The organism is Gallibacter sp. Marseille-QA0791 (genome assembly GCF_965119705.1).
In the GTDB taxonomy this organism is placed as follows: Bacteria; Bacillota; Clostridia; order Peptostreptococcales; family Anaerovoracaceae; genus Lentihominibacter; species Lentihominibacter excrementipullorum.
Map to the genome: position 1 here is coordinate 615,234 of NZ_CBCPMH010000001.1, position 15,066 is coordinate 630,299.

Consider the following 15,066-nt stretch of genomic DNA (forward strand, 5'->3'; position numbering starts at 1 on the left):
TATTTAAAGGGGATAAACTAGAAATTGCTTTTTTGCTGTCGGTACCGCCGGGACAACAGCTGCCAAGCCTTCGCCATCAAGGAAGCGAAAGAACAAAACACTGCATCGCCGATTGCCATAGCCGCTATCGCTGTTGTCCGGAATACCGCAGAAATCTCAGTTTCTCTATAATCAAGAATCGAGCTGTTCACTTCTCTTATATGCGGTCCGCAGAGTGTAGCCGCCGCACCTGCCGGGAACGGGTACGATCCTCCTTCTGTGAAGAGGGGAATGTGTGAGATTGACTCGTGTCTCATGACATTGTGTCATAACTCCGTGCATCGTGATACACCACGATGCTCCGCCTCTTTTCCCGCTAAAACCGATTTGGATTTTCACGGGCCTGAGCTGTTTCTCTGCCATTATATATTCCAAGATTCGTGCCAATATCCGCCTTTTTTCGACTTTTTTTCAGGGCATCGTTTCAAAATGCTGTTAGATATTGAAATTCCAACGTTTTAGCGAGAAAGTTTTTTTCTCGCATCCGTCGCGCCATACGACGTGACTGTCTCATGACGGAAAATCAGAGAAAAAAAACGGGGAACAGGAAATAAACTTCCTGTTCCCCATGAAACTTTTTTCTCAAATGTCATTTTATTTCACACCAGGTCATCAGACCACATTCACTTCATTATACTTCTCGTAATGTGATCCTCCACCTGCCGGAGCGCATCGAAATCCACAGCGTCCACGTAACACTTCTCCAGCATATCGTGGCGCCCTTTCGCTTTTTCCAGTAAAGCGACCGCCTTCAGGATCAGGCCGCGGCTGCTCTCCTTCACATCCTCGAAGACTTCTCCGGCCCGGCGGTCCCCATCCCCCGTAAACACTTCATCAGCCTTTATCCTTACGACCTTTCCATCGATATTGGCCGAATCGACGACATGATATTCATTGCTGCATATCACTGCCAGATCTGCTCCTTCGCAGACTACATGCTCCAGCTTTCTTTCAGGGGACATAGGACAGTAATATTCCTCCACGTCGAATCCCGCCTCTGTAAGACGCCTGGATACAGGTCCCAGCAGCACCTCGGTCCTGGAGCCCACAGGGACATCCAGCACTACCACCCGGCCGACACCCTCTATCACCGAAGTCACGTTGCTTTTTATACCTCCCGGCGTGATGGCCCCCGCGAAGAACTTTCGTCTTTCTCCAAATCTCACATCGCCGCCCATCACATAGTCACGTCTCATCTTGCTTTCCGCCCGTCTAAGTATGGATATGGCATCCAGCTTCATCTTGAGCTGGCTCCTGTACTCCCATATCTTCTCATCCGTGACGTTCCTTTCCAGCAGCTCTCCCAGAAACTCATATTGCTGACCGGCGCTTTTCAGATAACCGTAAGCATATCCGAATATATCGCTTATCTCCTCACCCAGCCTCATTATCTCCCATCTGCTGCCCTTTAGCTTCTCCTCATCCCAAAACTGCCCCAGATTTATTATCTCGTCCACAGCGCCGGGCGTCACAGGATCCACGATATGAGGCGCCGTCCCATCCAGGACAGCCGCTCTCCTTCCCCTGATGAGTATCCCGTCCAGTGAATCGGGATCAGAAGAGCACCAGAGAAAATCCACATCCTCTCCCCTGTCGACAAAATACCTGCCTATCCTCTTCATCAAGGTCGATTTTCCCGTTCCCGGACCGCCCTTTATACAAAATATTTTTTCTGCTTTTCTTTGTGGTAAAATATAGTTATAATAGGAATAGAATCCATGAGGGGTATTCCCTCCCGGATACAGATTTCTTACTTTTCCTTCCATGATAACCTCCTTCGCTACATAACATACTATGCGGCACGGATCATTGGTTGTTAACGTTTTAAAGCAATTATGCATCTGTATCTGAGACGGATCCCTGTCTTCAGAAGGACATGGAAAATATAATATCGAAAAGAGGAAAGAATGATGAATCAAAGTTCGAAAAAATCACACATCATAGTAGCGGTAATCCTCTTCGTTATCGCTGTTATCTTTCTCTGCTACGGCATCTACATGATCGATTACTCTCTCGAATACATACGGACTTATATGGAAATATCGACGATATCGTTCGAGGATGCTCTCCAGTATGTCGTATCGTCATCAGCCTCTTACATAGGCTTCGCCATCGTGATAGCCATCGGTGGATTTATCGTATTCTCACTGAGAAAAACTCACTACGTCACGTTCGGTCACCATAATGGATATGACGACGGGAACGACGAGGAAGAAGTGGACGAAGCGGAAGAAGAAGTCAAAGAAATCGAAGCAGTCAAAGAAGACTTCGAAGAGGAAGAGGTCAAAGAGATCAAAGGCGACGAAGAAAGCAGTGAGAACGGCGGCGATGTGACCGAAAACGAGAGTGGAGCTGCCTTGATGCCTGACATCGCGGCGCCCGGCGAAAAAGGAAAGCAACCCGAAGGACCCGAAGAAAAAGAGGCTCCGGAAAAGGATCTGGTACATACCAGAGAATTCTCCTTCCCCAAAAAACCGGCTATAACCTATGAAGAAGTCATGATACCTCAGGAAGCCTCTTCCGCACCGCGTGACGCCGAGAAGGATCACGAGGAGGCTGCCGGCAACGATACGATCCGGCAGGAAAAGAGCCAAGCCCCTCAGCAGGCTGATGGATCTGCCGCGCAGGCAAACAGGCAGGCTTCTCAGAAAGCAGCTGCCACCGCCAGGCCACAGACCGGAGATCAGGATGACAAGCCACAGCAAAACAAAAGCGGCCAAAACGGCCAGGTATCCAACGCACATTTGGATACCGACTCATGGCTGAAGGACTTTTTCGCTGACAAATAAAATTTCGATACGAATACAAACATGATCAGAAAAGGAGCTGTTTCATCGGCATATGGCCGCTGACAGCTCCTTTACTCTTCACTTATTTTTTCTTTATTTCATCTCTTTAGGGATGAAAGAGTTATCGTTATCGTCGTTCCCGTCATTATTTTTCGACGCTTCTGTTCCGTCTCCTTCCGATGAAGATTCCATCACCGCGGTCACGTCCACAGACTTGCTTTCCATCTTCTCCGGTTTTACTGGCTCATCGGAAGCTTCCTCCTTATCCCGGATCCCCTCCGCTGTGGAAAGGCCATCCTCCGTCTCAGCAGCCTGGCTATTGTCTTCCGGCTCTTTGACCGATGTTTCAGGATGCTCCTCCTGATGTACAGATCCGGAAGGTGAAGGTACCGGTATCGCCTCCGGCTCTATAGGCGCAGGCTCCGTCTCCTTGATGAGATGTCCCGCCAGTATCTCGTAAAAACCCGCAAAGGTCGAATATTGATATGCCGTCACAGGCACCATGAACAGATAAACTAACACAGCGACCAGCGACTGGACTATTACAGGCGCGTTCAGCAGCGCGACTATCTCTTCGATGAGTACGGCCGGGATCATCGATAAGATCATCCATCCAATAAATGAAAGCTGCAGACAGAAGTATTTCGCACAATTTCCCTTCATCATCTGCTTACTTTCATTCATACACTGCCTTATCCCTTTTGTAGGGTCGTCGGCCAGTATGAAAAATGCCTGGCTGTATCTCAGAGCAGCTATTATCCCCGGGATTATCAGCAAAAGCGACCACAGCGCGATGAACAGCGACTGGAACAGCATGAGCCCCAGCGCCTTTGCGAACTGTTCGAATCCGAGGAATATATCGCTGACACCTACCCTCTGACGTCTGAACATTGCCAGGAAAAACAAGGTTATCCCCAGCATGAACGCTCCTGTCACCAGTATGAGATATATACTGCTGAGAAATGAATATGTAGGCATACTCTCATAGATATATCCGTAATTATAATAAAGCTCCATTCCTCCGGAGTTGTAGCTGTAATACATATCCGCCACATTGACGCCGAATAACTCGTTGAGTATGACAGGCGGTATCCCGATGCATAATTCATAGACCACAAGGGCTATCATCGCCACCTTCCACTTGCCCGCCAGCGCGTTCCTTCCCAGCGCTCTCAGATTACTGCTCGATTCCGTTATCACTATATTGGGACCCATCATATTCTGCTGCATATCCAAACCTCTCTTCGTATATTTTTTTCTCAAACTCACACGAATTTTTTAATCTCGTTAATAATATCATAAATAAAACCGTGAAGCAACCTTCTGTATCAGGCACCGGATGATTGCAACCGTATCCTTTCCATGTTAAAATTTTATGGGATATTTTATCAACATGATTGGGAGGAAATATGAAAAGATCGTTTATTATTTTGACATGTGCGCTGACCCTTTTTCTTCTGGCAAGCTGTGGGGGAAATGACGGCGGCGAAGTGAACAGCAAGGAAGCGGAAAAGACAAAAGCTCAGACAGAGGCTGAGGCGACTGATGAAGAAGATGAATACATCAACGTAGCCGGATGCTGGCTGCAGACAGCTGAAGGCGACCCCTTCATGATCAACTTCAACGACGACAATACTATGGATTATCGCGCCTTTTTAAGCAACGAAGAGAGCTTTTTCACAGAGTACTTACTGGAGCCGGATCACCTGACGATAGACATGGTAAATACCAACGCCACGACAGGTACGACTCCCGTAGTCTACAAAATAGAACTGAATGAAGATCAGCCGAGCCCCATACTGACGCTGACATTGGATCGCGAGCGGTCCAGCGATGATCTGAGCTCTCTCTACGGATGGGAAACTGTACTGGAAGGATCCTACCGATACCTCAACCTGACGGCCGATCAGGTGGAAACCGTACGAAAGGAGCTGGGCGTACCGGATGATATAGATGTCACGATAGCCCAGAGGACTCCTGAGTACTGGGACGGAGGACAACGCTGGCTCGTCGATATCGAATTCTACGACGGTACTACGCTGATAGCGGCGGCGGCCGTAGATCCGCAGACGACGGAACCATGCCGCGATATCATAAGGTATACAGGCAACTGATGAAACTGCATTATGAAAAGCGCCGGTCTTACGACCGGCGCTTCTTTGATCTCTTTTTTCTCTGATTAATAGAGGTTGTCGAAGATCTCCTTGATCTCAGCTTCGGAAAGCTCAACGTAGTTGTTGCCCAGCAGTCTCTGCTGATTGTCGATAGTCGACTTAGCGAACTCAGCGGACTGTTCAGGAGTCATGCCATACTCTCTGAGAGGCTTCTTCTCGAGGATCTTGCCCAGGAACTCATCCAGTGCAGGATATACGTTGTCGACATCGCAGCCCATAACGTCTGCCAGCATCTTGTTGAGAACCTCGATCTTGCCCTTAGGCTGCTTTCTCATGTACATCTTGAACACTTCTGTGAAGCAGATGAAGTTAGCTTCGCCGTGAGCGATGTGGAAAGCTCCGCCATGAGCATATGACAGGGCGTGAACAGCAGCGCATCCGGCGTTACCGAAAGCGATTCCAGCGTAGTTAGCAGCCAGACAGAAGTCCTTCAGAAGGTCTTTTCTGTTTTCAGCAGTGTTGCCGCCGGCAGCTATGATCTTCTTGTAGCCGTTCATGATCATGTCGATAGCCTTTTCCGAGTACATCTCTGTGAACGGAGAAGCCTTAGGCGACAGATATGATTCTACAGCGTGGATCAGAGCGTCTACCGAAGAAGTAGCGAATACCTTGTCAGGCAGACCCTGGAGTGATTCAGGGATCAGCACAGCGATATCAGCATAAGTCTCTTCGTCAGCGATACCCTTCTTGAGGTTCAGGGAAGGAATGGAAGCTACTGCTACGTTAGTTACTTCCGAACCTGTTCCGCAAGTAGTAGGTACAACGACCAGCTTCTTGATCCTCTTAGGAGCAACTTTTCCGGTGTAAAGATCAGCAACCTTGTCAGGGATATCGCATGCCAGTACTTTACAGCAGTCAACGATAGTACCGCCGCCGAAAGCGATGATCCTGTCGAATTCATACTTATCCATTTCTGCCTTCATAGCGTCCATCATCTCATCTGTAGGTTCGCCGGCACCGTACTTTTCCTGATAGATAACAGGCATGTCGATCCCCAGCGGCTTTACATACGGATCATACATCCACTGGTTAGTTACAAGGATATCGCCCTTGCCCAGCTTGAACTCGTCGTTGAAATCTTTGAACGTATCAAAATAATGAATTGCAGGAACTACTCTTAATGCTTGCATAATGTACCTCTTTTCTTTAAACTTCAGTTATACCTTATTAGACTCACTTTTAGGTGAATTTTAGGCTAATTAAAACTCAGCGTTGAATCTCTCTTTGAACTGCTCTTTCAGCTCATCTCTGAAGTCAGGATGCGCTATGTTGATGAGTTGTCTTGCTCTCTCCTTGAGGTTTGCTCCCTTGAGTCTGGCTATGCCGTACTCGGTAACCACGTAATCAGCGTCGTTTCTGGAAGTCGTTACAGCAGCGCCGTGGTCTATGTAAGGAACTACCTTGGAGATCTTAGTGCCGTCCTTCTTGACTGTTACGGAAGGCATAGCCATGATGGATATTCCCTTTCCATCGTGAGACATAGCAGCGCCTCTTACGAAGTCTACCTGACCGCCTACGCCGGAGATCTGCTTGGTCCCGATGCTGTCGGAAACGATCTGACCCATGAAGTCTACCTGTACGCAGGAGTTGATGCATACGAGATTCTTAAGCTGCGATACTACTTCCGGATGATTTACGTAATCTACCGGTCTCAGCTCAACAGCAGGATTCTTGTCACAGAAGTCGTAGAGCTTCTTAGTTCCCATAAGGAATGTAACGACCATCTTGCCCTCGTCGATACCCTTCTGGCTGCAGTCTATAGCTCCCTTTTCATAGAGATCTACCACTCCGTCAGCGATCATTTCCGAATGTATGCCCAGGTGCTTCTTTTCTCCCAGCTGTGCCAGTACCGCGTCAGGAATAGCGCCGATACCCAGCTGCAGCGTAGCTCCGTCGTCGATCAGCGACGCGCAGTTCTTACCGATAGCTTCTTCCACCTCAGTGATCTTGGCAGGAGCGCTCTCGAACAGCGGGTGAGAATTCTCAACGAAAGCGTCGATCTCGCTTACATGTACGAAAGTTTCGCCGAAAACTGTAGGAACCTGATCGTTTACTTCAGCGATCACTGTTCTGGCTGACTTGATGCCCTGCACCGTATAGTCGGAGGATACTCCGATGTTGCAGTATCCGTGTTCATCCGGAGGAGTTACCGTCACCATCATAACATCCACATGAAGGATGTCCTTTCTGATGAGACTAGGTATTTCGTGGAAAAATACAGGTATGAAGTCACCGTGTCCCTGCGCTATCGAATTCCTCGTAGAAGGGCTTGTGAACCATCCTTCATATCTGAAAACATCGCTGTGTTCAGGTTTGGAGTATTCACCTTTGCCGAGAGTAACCATGTGCGATACCGTTATGTCCTTGTAGAGGTTCTTATTAGCCACCATCGCGTCAACTACAGCAACCGGTTCGGCAACACAATGTGCCAGAACTACCGTATCTCCCGACTGAATCAGCTTGACAGCCTCATCGGCAGACATCGTTCTGTCTTCGTAAATCTTTTTCCAATCCATGATTATAAATCCTCCATTTCCAGCTTACTGTCTTCCATAAGCTGCTTTTTAACTTCTTCGATCTGACTGTAATCCCATACCATATATATCCTGCCCTTCACATCGAAATGCCCGTATGAAGCGCAGTGGGCGGGGCATCCGTTTATTACCAGCAGACAATCGTATGTCTCGCCTTCGACCGCATGAGAAAAATCCAGACCTTTTACGTCACTTTCAATTTCTCTAAGAGCTTTGCCACGATCAAACCGGGGATTACATCCCCCGCAAAATCTAACTCCGCATTTCATAAATCATCTTATTCCTTACGATTATAGCTTTTCTTTTTTTCAGAAAATCTGAAAAAAGAGACCGCTTTGGGCTACAAAGCGGCCTCAAAATTATCAGCAAATATCAAACTGTCAAGTACAGACTCAACTATTTAATTCCTGCGATAGCTTTTGCCAGTTCTTTCTTGGCTTCGAGATTACCCTGTCTCGAGATCATGATTCTCTGAGCCTGTGGGGATCCTGCGCCGTGCAGCGACTCTGTTCTGTATCCTACAGCCGAAGATCCTAAGCAGATGTTTTCGATGAATCTCAGGACTCTCATTCTCTCTTCAGTTGTGCACGAAGGTGCTGCAGCGAAGTACTTGTTGCAGATCTCTCCGATAGTCTCGCCGTTTCTTCCAACCTTCAGGTCAGACTTGAAGTCCTTTTCGGATGGCATAGTAACCATCAGACCACCAGCGATATCCTCAGCCAGTCTCGTGATATCGTAAGGGAATCTCGTTACGTTCTGCTTACATACGTTTGCCAGCAGCAGGTCGATCTCGTAGTTTCCTGCCTGAGTAGGATGTCCCTCAGCCGAGCAGGCGATACCGCAGCAGTACAGAGTCTCGTTCAGGTGGATCATTTCGATCAGCTTATCCTTGATGTGGGAAGCCTTCTGAGCTCCATTGTATTCAGCAGCCAGAGCAGCAGCACCAATCAGGACGTCGCCAACACCTACTTTGCATCCGCCGTAGGACTGTCTGTGGTATCCGGCGAATCTCTCTACCATCATTCCGGCAAAGTCATATTCACCTGCCATGAATACATATTCGTTAGGGATGAATACGTTGTCGAATACTACCAGAGCTTCCTGTCCGCCGTAAGTCTTGTTACCCAGGTCAACGTCAGCTCCTTCTTCCAGCTTTCTTGTATCGCATGACTGTCTTCCGTAGATCATGTACATACCTTCAGCATCTGTAGGACATGCAAATGATACAGCGTAATCCTTGTCAGCTTCCTTCATAGCCTGTGTAGGCATGATGATGTGCCAGTGTGAGTTTATAGTACCCGTCTGGTGAGCCTTAGCACCGCTTACTACGATACCGTCTTCTCTTCTCTCTACGATATGTACGAAGAGATCCGGGTCTCTCTGAGCGCTTGGAGCAAGTCCTCTGTCACCCTTAGGGTCTGTCATGGCGCCGTCAACTACATAGTCGTTCTTCTGAACCATTTCGAGGAACTTCTTGAAGTTTTCATGGTAGTTGGTGCCATACTTCTTATCGGTTTCATATGTCGTGGAGAATACAGCGTTGAATGCGTCCATACCTACGCATCTCTGGAAGCAGGAAGCTGTCTTCTGTCCACAAAGCCTCAGCATTTTTACTTTTTTCTTCAGGTCTTCAGCGTTCTGATGAAGGTGCGTGAATCTGTTGATAGTTTCGCCTGTAAGGCTGGACTTGGCTGTCATCAGGTCAGCATACTCCGGATCGTTTGCCAGATCGTAAGTAACTGCGACGCAGTTTATCGAAGGTCTGATAATAGGATGATCTACCCAATCTTTTACCTCTTCGCCGAACATGTAGACTCTCGTCTTCATTTTTCTCAAGCTTTCAATATACTGTGCTCCTGTCATTAACATATTAAAATCACTCCTTTATTAGATTTAACCCCTCGCAGCGCTTGATTGCGAAGCGAGAAATTACGAACAATTTTAACGGTTACAGAGATAACTAATGCTTTTCCTTCCTCAATATCATCCTCGCCATATCGAGAAGATCCTCGCTTACGGAAGTGTCTAAAACCACGTCTTTAACACCCTGAACGTTCTCCATCACGATGCCCTTGACCACTTCTTCTATCGTGGACTGAGCCGACGGACATGACGCGCATGAGCCTGTGAGCTTCACCATCGCCACACCATCATCGTACCCGGTGAGAACAGCCCCGCCGTAATGCGCGGCCAGCACAGGGTCGACCTTTTCCTTTAAAACTTTTTTGATTTGCTCTTCCATCGCGTAGTCACCTCATTATCTTCTGTACAATGCTATTATATATCTTGCTTTATGGTTTTTCAAGAGGGTATAATTATCAATATCGCTAAATTAGGTGGTAATTTTTGAAAATAAGCAAAGGAATTGAAAAAATGAGCAAAGCAGTAATAATCACTTCATTTATAGAGAGCGAAATCGACATAACACGACACATCCGAAACGACAGCTTCGTCATCTGCACCGACGGAGGATATGACATCGCGTCAGCTCACGGTATAAAGCCTGATCTTTTGCTGGGTGATTTCGATTCCATAGAGAGCGAATTGCCAAAAAATGTTAAAATCGAACGTTTTTCGCCTGAAAAAGACTACACAGATCTGGATCTGGCGCTGAAGACAGCTGTCAGCTCCGGATCCGACGATGTGACCATCCTGGGCGGCATCGGCGGCCGACTGGACCATACGGTGGCCAATCTTCAGCTTCTCTACCATTATAATAAATATTTCAGCAGCCTCACGATGCTGGATGGAATGAACAGATGCTTCATATTGGATTCCGAAAAGGACGGCGCCATTTCCATTCCCAGAGAAGAAGGCAGTTATCTGTCCGTATTTTCTCTGTCTGAAAGATCCCACGGAGTCACCATCGAAGGCGCCAAGTATGAGATAAGCGATCATACGCTGTCCAGGGATTTTCCTTTGGGCGTCAGCAATGAGTTCAAAGAAAAAAATACCGTCATTTCCGTAAATGACGGTATCCTTCTCATCGTTATCTCAAAGATGGACTGAAGAAACATTTCAGACAACTGATACTCATGCTGATGGCATCCGTACTATACTTTCTTCGCCCATCCGAGGGTACGACCTACAGCTTCATGCCACCCTGATATGAGCCTGTCCTTTTTCTCTTTCTCCATGGACGACTCGAAGACCTTATCGATACGCCAGTTGGATGTTATATCTTCTCTGCTGCTCCAGTATCCGGTAGCCAATCCGGCCAGATACGCGGCTCCCAACGATGTAGTCTCTATGCATTCAGGCCTGCATAACGGCATCCCCAGGATGTCCGCCTGGAACTCCAGCAGGAAATCATTGGCGGCTGCCCCTCCGTCTACCTTGAAGGTGCTTATGGGCCGTCCCGTATCTTCCGTCATGGCCGTCATCAGATCATAGGTCTGATACGCCATGGATTCCAGCGCCGCCCTGACGATATGGTTCTTGTTCACGCCTCTGGTCAGTCCCATTACGGCGCCTCTGGCATAAGGATCCCAATAAGGAGCCCCTAATCCTGTAAAGGCTGGTATCAGATATGCTCCCGCCGTATCCTCCACCGATCTGGCCATTTCCTCCGATCTGGCCGCGTTTCCCAAAAGTCCCATTTCATCTCTCAGCCACTGTATGGATGCTCCCGATATGAACACAGACCCCTCCAGGGCATAATTCACTTCATTTCCTATGCCCCACGCCACCGTAGTCAAAAGTCCGTTCTTCGATTCTACCGGCTTTATCCCCGTATTGACCAGCATGAATCCACCGGTCCCATAGGTGTTCTTCGCCTCGCCCTCCGAGAAGCATGCCTGACCAAACAGAGCCGACTGCTGATCTCCCGCAGCACCCGATATAGGTATCGCGCCGCCGAATATCCTGGGGTGGCTCTCGCCATACACCATACTGGAAGGCCGGGGTTCAGGAAGCATGCAAGCCGGTATCCCCATGACACGAAGGATGTCCTCATCCCATCTGAGAGTATGTATGTTGAACATCATGGTCCTTGAAGCGTTGGAATAATCCGTTATATGTACCTTTCCGCCGGTCAGTCTCCATATGAGCCACGTTTCTATGGTGCCGAAAAGCAGCTGGCCTGCCTCAGCCCGCTGGCGGGCGCCGTCGACGTTTTCCAGGATCCATCTAAGCTTGGTCGCCGAAAAATACGGATCTATCAGCAATCCTGTTCTGCTTTTTATCATATCCTCAAGACCCTGCCTTTTCAGTTGGTCACAGAATCCCGCTGTCCGTCTGCACTGCCACACGATAGCGTTATACACCGGTTCTCCCGTCTCCCTGTCCCACACTACTGTGGTCTCTCGCTGGTTGGTTATCCCGATCGAATCGATATCCTCGGAGGTGACATCCACCTTCAGCATGGCTTCCTGCGCCACCCCCATCTGAGTGGACCAGATATCCATGGGATCGTGCTCCACCCAACCTTCCCGAGGGTATATCTGCCTGAATTCCTTCTGCGCCACGCTCACCTGCCTGCCCTGTCTGTCATACAATATGCATCTGGCACTGGTCGTGCCCTGATCAAGGGCCATCACGTATTTTTCTCTCATCATACGAACTCCGTCATTATCCTGTTGGAAATATCCATCCCATGCTCCGAAAGGTACAGCCTGTCTCCGTCCAGGATCAGCATTCCCTTATACCGGTCCAGTATCTTCCTGTCGTAGACCTGGAAGAGCTCCTGACCGAACACTTTCCTGAATTGTCCCAGCTCTATGCCCTCTGCTTTTCTCAGACCGGTAAAGATGAAGATCCCCATCTCTTCTCTCTGAGTATAGTTTTCCACGCTGTTCCCATCGACAGGCTCCGCGCCTTCTTTTATTGCTCTTATGTAATCGCCCATCCCGCTGCAGTTTTTGAAACGGCTACCCTCCAGGAATGAGCTGGCGCCCAGCCCCAGTCCCATGTATTCGTCGTAGGACCAGTACTTCATGTTATGTCTGCTCCTGTGTCCCGGAAGAGCCGCATTGGAGATCTCGTAGTGGTCATATCCCGCCCGTCTCATCATCCTCAGGGCTGTATGATACATCTCCCTGTCGGTTATTTCCGGCACCGGCTCCATGATCCCGTCCTCATACACCATCCTGTACATCTCTGTTCCCTCTTCGATCTGCAGGCTGTACAGGGAGATATGCTCCGGCCTGAGGAAGACACACTGCCTCACGGTGTCCTTCCACATCTTCATTGTCTGGCCCGGTATCCCGAACATTATGTCCAGATTTATGTTCTCGAACCCCGCCTTCTTGGCTCTTTGAAAGGAATAGAAGGCGTCATTTTTACTGTGTATTCGCCCCAGCACGTTCAAAATCTGATTATCGAAGGACTGGACTCCGATACTGAGGCGGTTGACGCCTTTTCTCAGATATCGTTCCATCTTTTCGTCGCTGAGAGTTGCCGGATTAGCCTCTATGGTGATCTCCGCGTCCTCATCGATATTAAAATTGTCCCGCAGACTATCCAATATCTTTCCCATATCCCATTCCGACAGCAGCGACGGAGTGCCGCCGCCTATGTACACGCTGTCCACCTCCCGGTATCGCCACCGTTCGGATCTGATCTCTATCTCCCGCATAAGCGCCGCGGCATACTCGGACAATACCTTGCTGTCGCCGCACCCAAATGAGAGGAAGTCGCAGTATCTGCACTTCCTCGCGCAAAACGGTATATGAAGATATAACCCCAGTTTATTTGTTGTCGTCATACTTTAATACCGCGGTAAAGGCTTCCTGCGGCACTTCTACGGTCCCGAACTGCCGCATTCGCTTTTTCCCCTCCTTTTGCTTCTCAAGCAATTTTTTCTTTCTCGATATATCTCCGCCGTAACACTTGGCTATTACGTCCTTCCTGTATGCTCTCACAGTCTCCCTGGCTATGACCTTCTGTCCGATGGATGCCTGGATAGGCACCTCGAACTGATGCATGGGGATTATCTCCTTCAGCTTCTCGCAGACGAACCTCCCTCTGGCATACGCCTTGGATTCGTGTACTATCATGGAAAAGGCATCCACCACTTCTTTATTGAGAAGTATATCCAGCTTGACCACCTTTGACGGCTCATACCTGGAAAACTCATAATCCAGCGATCCATACCCTCTCGTCTTGGACTTGAGAGCGTCGAAGAAATCATATATGACCTCGTTGAGAGGCATATCGTAATGGAGGTTCACCCTGTTTTCGGTAATATACTCCATATTGAGCATCCTGCCTCTCCTGTCCTGACATATCTCCATGATATTCCCTACATATTCTTTAGGTACCATGATGTCGGCCTTCACCATCGGCTCCTCGATATGGTCTATAAGAGTCGGATCAGGCAGATTGGACGGATTCTGTACCATCTGGACGCTGCCGTCGTTCATGACTACCTTATATATGACGCTTGGCGACGTGGTAACTACTGCCAGGTCGAATTCCCGCTCCAGCCTTTCCACGATTATCTCCATGTGGAGCAGCCCCAGGAATCCACATCTGAACCCAAACCCCAGAGCCGTTGACGTCTCAGGTTCGAAATGAAAGGCAGCGTCGTTGACCTGCAGCTTCTCCAGAGCGTCCTTCACGTTCTCGTACTTTTCCCCCTCTGCCGGATATATACCGCAGTACACCATGGACTGAACTTTCTTATATCCCGGAAGCGGCTCGTCAGCCGGATCAGATGCCAGCGTTATGGTATCTCCCACTCTGGCGTCAGCCACCTGCTTTATGCTGGCGCATATGTATCCTACTTCTCCTGCCCTGAGGACCTCCGATTCCACCGGACCCGGAGAGTAGACACCTACCTCGGTGACCTCATATTTCTTCCCGGCGTTCATCATGTATATCTCGTCTCCTTCTTTCACAGTCCCGTCGAAGATGCGGGTGTAAATGACGACGCCCTTATAATTATCGTAATACGAATCGAATATGAGAGCTTTCAATTTTCCGTTTTCATCGCCTGCCGGAGCCGGTATATCGGTGACTATCTTCTCCAGCAGCTCTTCTATGCCTATGCCTTCCTTAGCCGAGACCAGAGGCGCCTCCTGAGCGTCTACTCCTATCACGTCCTCTATCTCCTGCTTTACCTCGTCAGGTCTGGCCGACGGCAGATCTATCTTGTTGAGAACAGGAAGTATCTCCAGATCCTCGTCCATGGCCAGGTAGACGTTGGCCAGCGTCTGAGCCTCGACTCCCTGAGTGGCGTCTACCACCAGCACAGCTCCCTCGCAGGCCGCCAGGCTCCTGGACACCTCGTAGGTAAAGTCTACGTGTCCCGGGGTGTCTATGAGATTAAAAGTGTACTGATTGCCGTCCCTGGCATCATATATGAGTCTTGTAGTCTGGAGCTTTATGGTTATCCCTCTCTCCCGTTCCAGATCCATGTTATCCAGGAACTGCTCCCTCATCTCCCTCTTGGAGACCAGTCCCGTCTTCTCTATTATCCTGTCGGCAAGTGTGGACTTGCCGTGGTCTATATGTGCTATGATACTGAAATTTCTGATGTACTTCTGATAATCCTTCATCTCTGCCTCTCATAATGTGATATATATGCTT

Annotated in this window: 13 protein-coding genes; 3 read left to right on the top strand and 10 right to left on the bottom strand. The window is 48.8% G+C overall.

All coding sequences use genetic code 11. The features are described 5' to 3' along the window. Positions 1 to 662: 662 nt before the first annotated feature. Positions 663 to 1,805, bottom strand: a complete 1,143-nt coding sequence (locus ACQY69_RS02875) for a hypothetical protein (protein WP_428258459.1) — start codon at positions 1,803 to 1,805, stop codon at positions 663 to 665. Positions 1,806 to 1,946: 141 nt separating this feature from the next. On the opposite strand from ACQY69_RS02875, the gene ACQY69_RS02880 reads away from it, so the two are divergent. Next, complete coding sequence (locus ACQY69_RS02880; RefSeq protein WP_428258461.1) at positions 1,947 to 2,828, top strand: hypothetical protein; 882 nt, start codon at positions 1,947 to 1,949, stop codon at positions 2,826 to 2,828. Between the two features lie 93 nt (positions 2,829 to 2,921). On the opposite strand, the gene ACQY69_RS02885 is transcribed toward ACQY69_RS02880, so the two are convergent. After that, complete coding sequence (locus ACQY69_RS02885) at positions 2,922 to 4,058, bottom strand: DUF975 family protein (protein WP_428258462.1); 1,137 nt, start codon at positions 4,056 to 4,058, stop codon at positions 2,922 to 2,924. Positions 4,059 to 4,237: 179 nt separating this feature from the next. Between ACQY69_RS02885 and ACQY69_RS02890 the strand changes: the two genes are divergently transcribed. Further along, positions 4,238 to 4,942, top strand: coding sequence for a hypothetical protein (locus ACQY69_RS02890; RefSeq protein WP_428258463.1), 705 nt, complete (start codon positions 4,238 to 4,240; stop codon positions 4,940 to 4,942). Between the two features lie 65 nt (positions 4,943 to 5,007). Here ACQY69_RS02890 and ACQY69_RS02895 read toward each other — a convergent pair whose 3' ends face one another. The 5 genes from ACQY69_RS02895 to ACQY69_RS02915 all read right to left on the bottom strand — a co-directional run bounded on the left by ACQY69_RS02895 (position 5,008) and on the right by ACQY69_RS02915 (position 9,778). Then, positions 5,008 to 6,132 carry a 4-hydroxybutyrate dehydrogenase gene (locus ACQY69_RS02895; protein ID WP_428258464.1) on the bottom strand — a complete coding sequence of 375 codons (1,125 nt, stop codon included), beginning with the start codon at positions 6,130 to 6,132 and terminating at the stop codon, positions 5,008 to 5,010. A gap of 69 nt (positions 6,133 to 6,201) precedes the next feature. Further along, positions 6,202 to 7,518, bottom strand: a complete 1,317-nt coding sequence (locus ACQY69_RS02900) for an acetyl-CoA hydrolase/transferase family protein (protein WP_428258465.1) — start codon at positions 7,516 to 7,518, stop codon at positions 6,202 to 6,204. A gap of 2 nt (positions 7,519 to 7,520) precedes the next feature. Then, on the bottom strand, positions 7,521 to 7,805 hold the full coding sequence (locus tag ACQY69_RS02905) for a hypothetical protein (protein ID WP_428258466.1): 285 nt from the start codon (positions 7,803 to 7,805) through the stop codon (positions 7,521 to 7,523). 127 nt (positions 7,806 to 7,932) lie between these two features. Beyond that, positions 7,933 to 9,405, bottom strand: coding sequence for a 4-hydroxyphenylacetate 3-hydroxylase family protein (locus ACQY69_RS02910; RefSeq protein ID WP_428258468.1), 1,473 nt, complete (start codon positions 9,403 to 9,405; stop codon positions 7,933 to 7,935). A gap of 91 nt (positions 9,406 to 9,496) precedes the next feature. Then, on the bottom strand, positions 9,497 to 9,778 hold the full coding sequence (locus ACQY69_RS02915; RefSeq protein WP_428258469.1) for a NifU family protein: 282 nt from the start codon (positions 9,776 to 9,778) through the stop codon (positions 9,497 to 9,499). Between the two features lie 131 nt (positions 9,779 to 9,909). Here ACQY69_RS02915 and ACQY69_RS02920 point away from each other — a divergent pair, with 131 nt between their 5' ends. Continuing rightward, positions 9,910 to 10,545 (top strand): thiamine diphosphokinase, encoded by a 636-nt coding sequence (locus ACQY69_RS02920; RefSeq protein WP_428258471.1) that lies wholly within the window; start codon positions 9,910 to 9,912, stop codon positions 10,543 to 10,545. Between the two features lie 44 nt (positions 10,546 to 10,589). Here ACQY69_RS02920 and glpK read toward each other — a convergent pair whose 3' ends face one another. The 3 genes from glpK to lepA are packed head-to-tail and all read right to left on the bottom strand — an operon-like array spanning position 10,590 to position 15,035. Beyond that, a complete protein-coding gene (glpK, locus tag ACQY69_RS02925) occupies positions 10,590 to 12,089 on the bottom strand; it encodes a glycerol kinase GlpK (RefSeq protein WP_428261006.1) in 1,500 nt (499 codons plus the stop codon). Further along, positions 12,089 to 13,240, bottom strand: a complete 1,152-nt coding sequence (gene hemW / locus ACQY69_RS02930) for a radical SAM family heme chaperone HemW (protein WP_428258472.1) — start codon at positions 13,238 to 13,240, stop codon at positions 12,089 to 12,091. The genes glpK and hemW overlap by 1 nt, the downstream gene beginning before the upstream one ends. Next, positions 13,224 to 15,035 carry a translation elongation factor 4 gene (gene lepA, locus ACQY69_RS02935; RefSeq protein ID WP_428258474.1) on the bottom strand — a complete coding sequence of 604 codons (1,812 nt, stop codon included), beginning with the start codon at positions 15,033 to 15,035 and terminating at the stop codon, positions 13,224 to 13,226. The genes hemW and lepA overlap by 17 nt, the downstream gene beginning before the upstream one ends. Between the last annotated feature and the right edge of the window lie 31 nt (positions 15,036 to 15,066).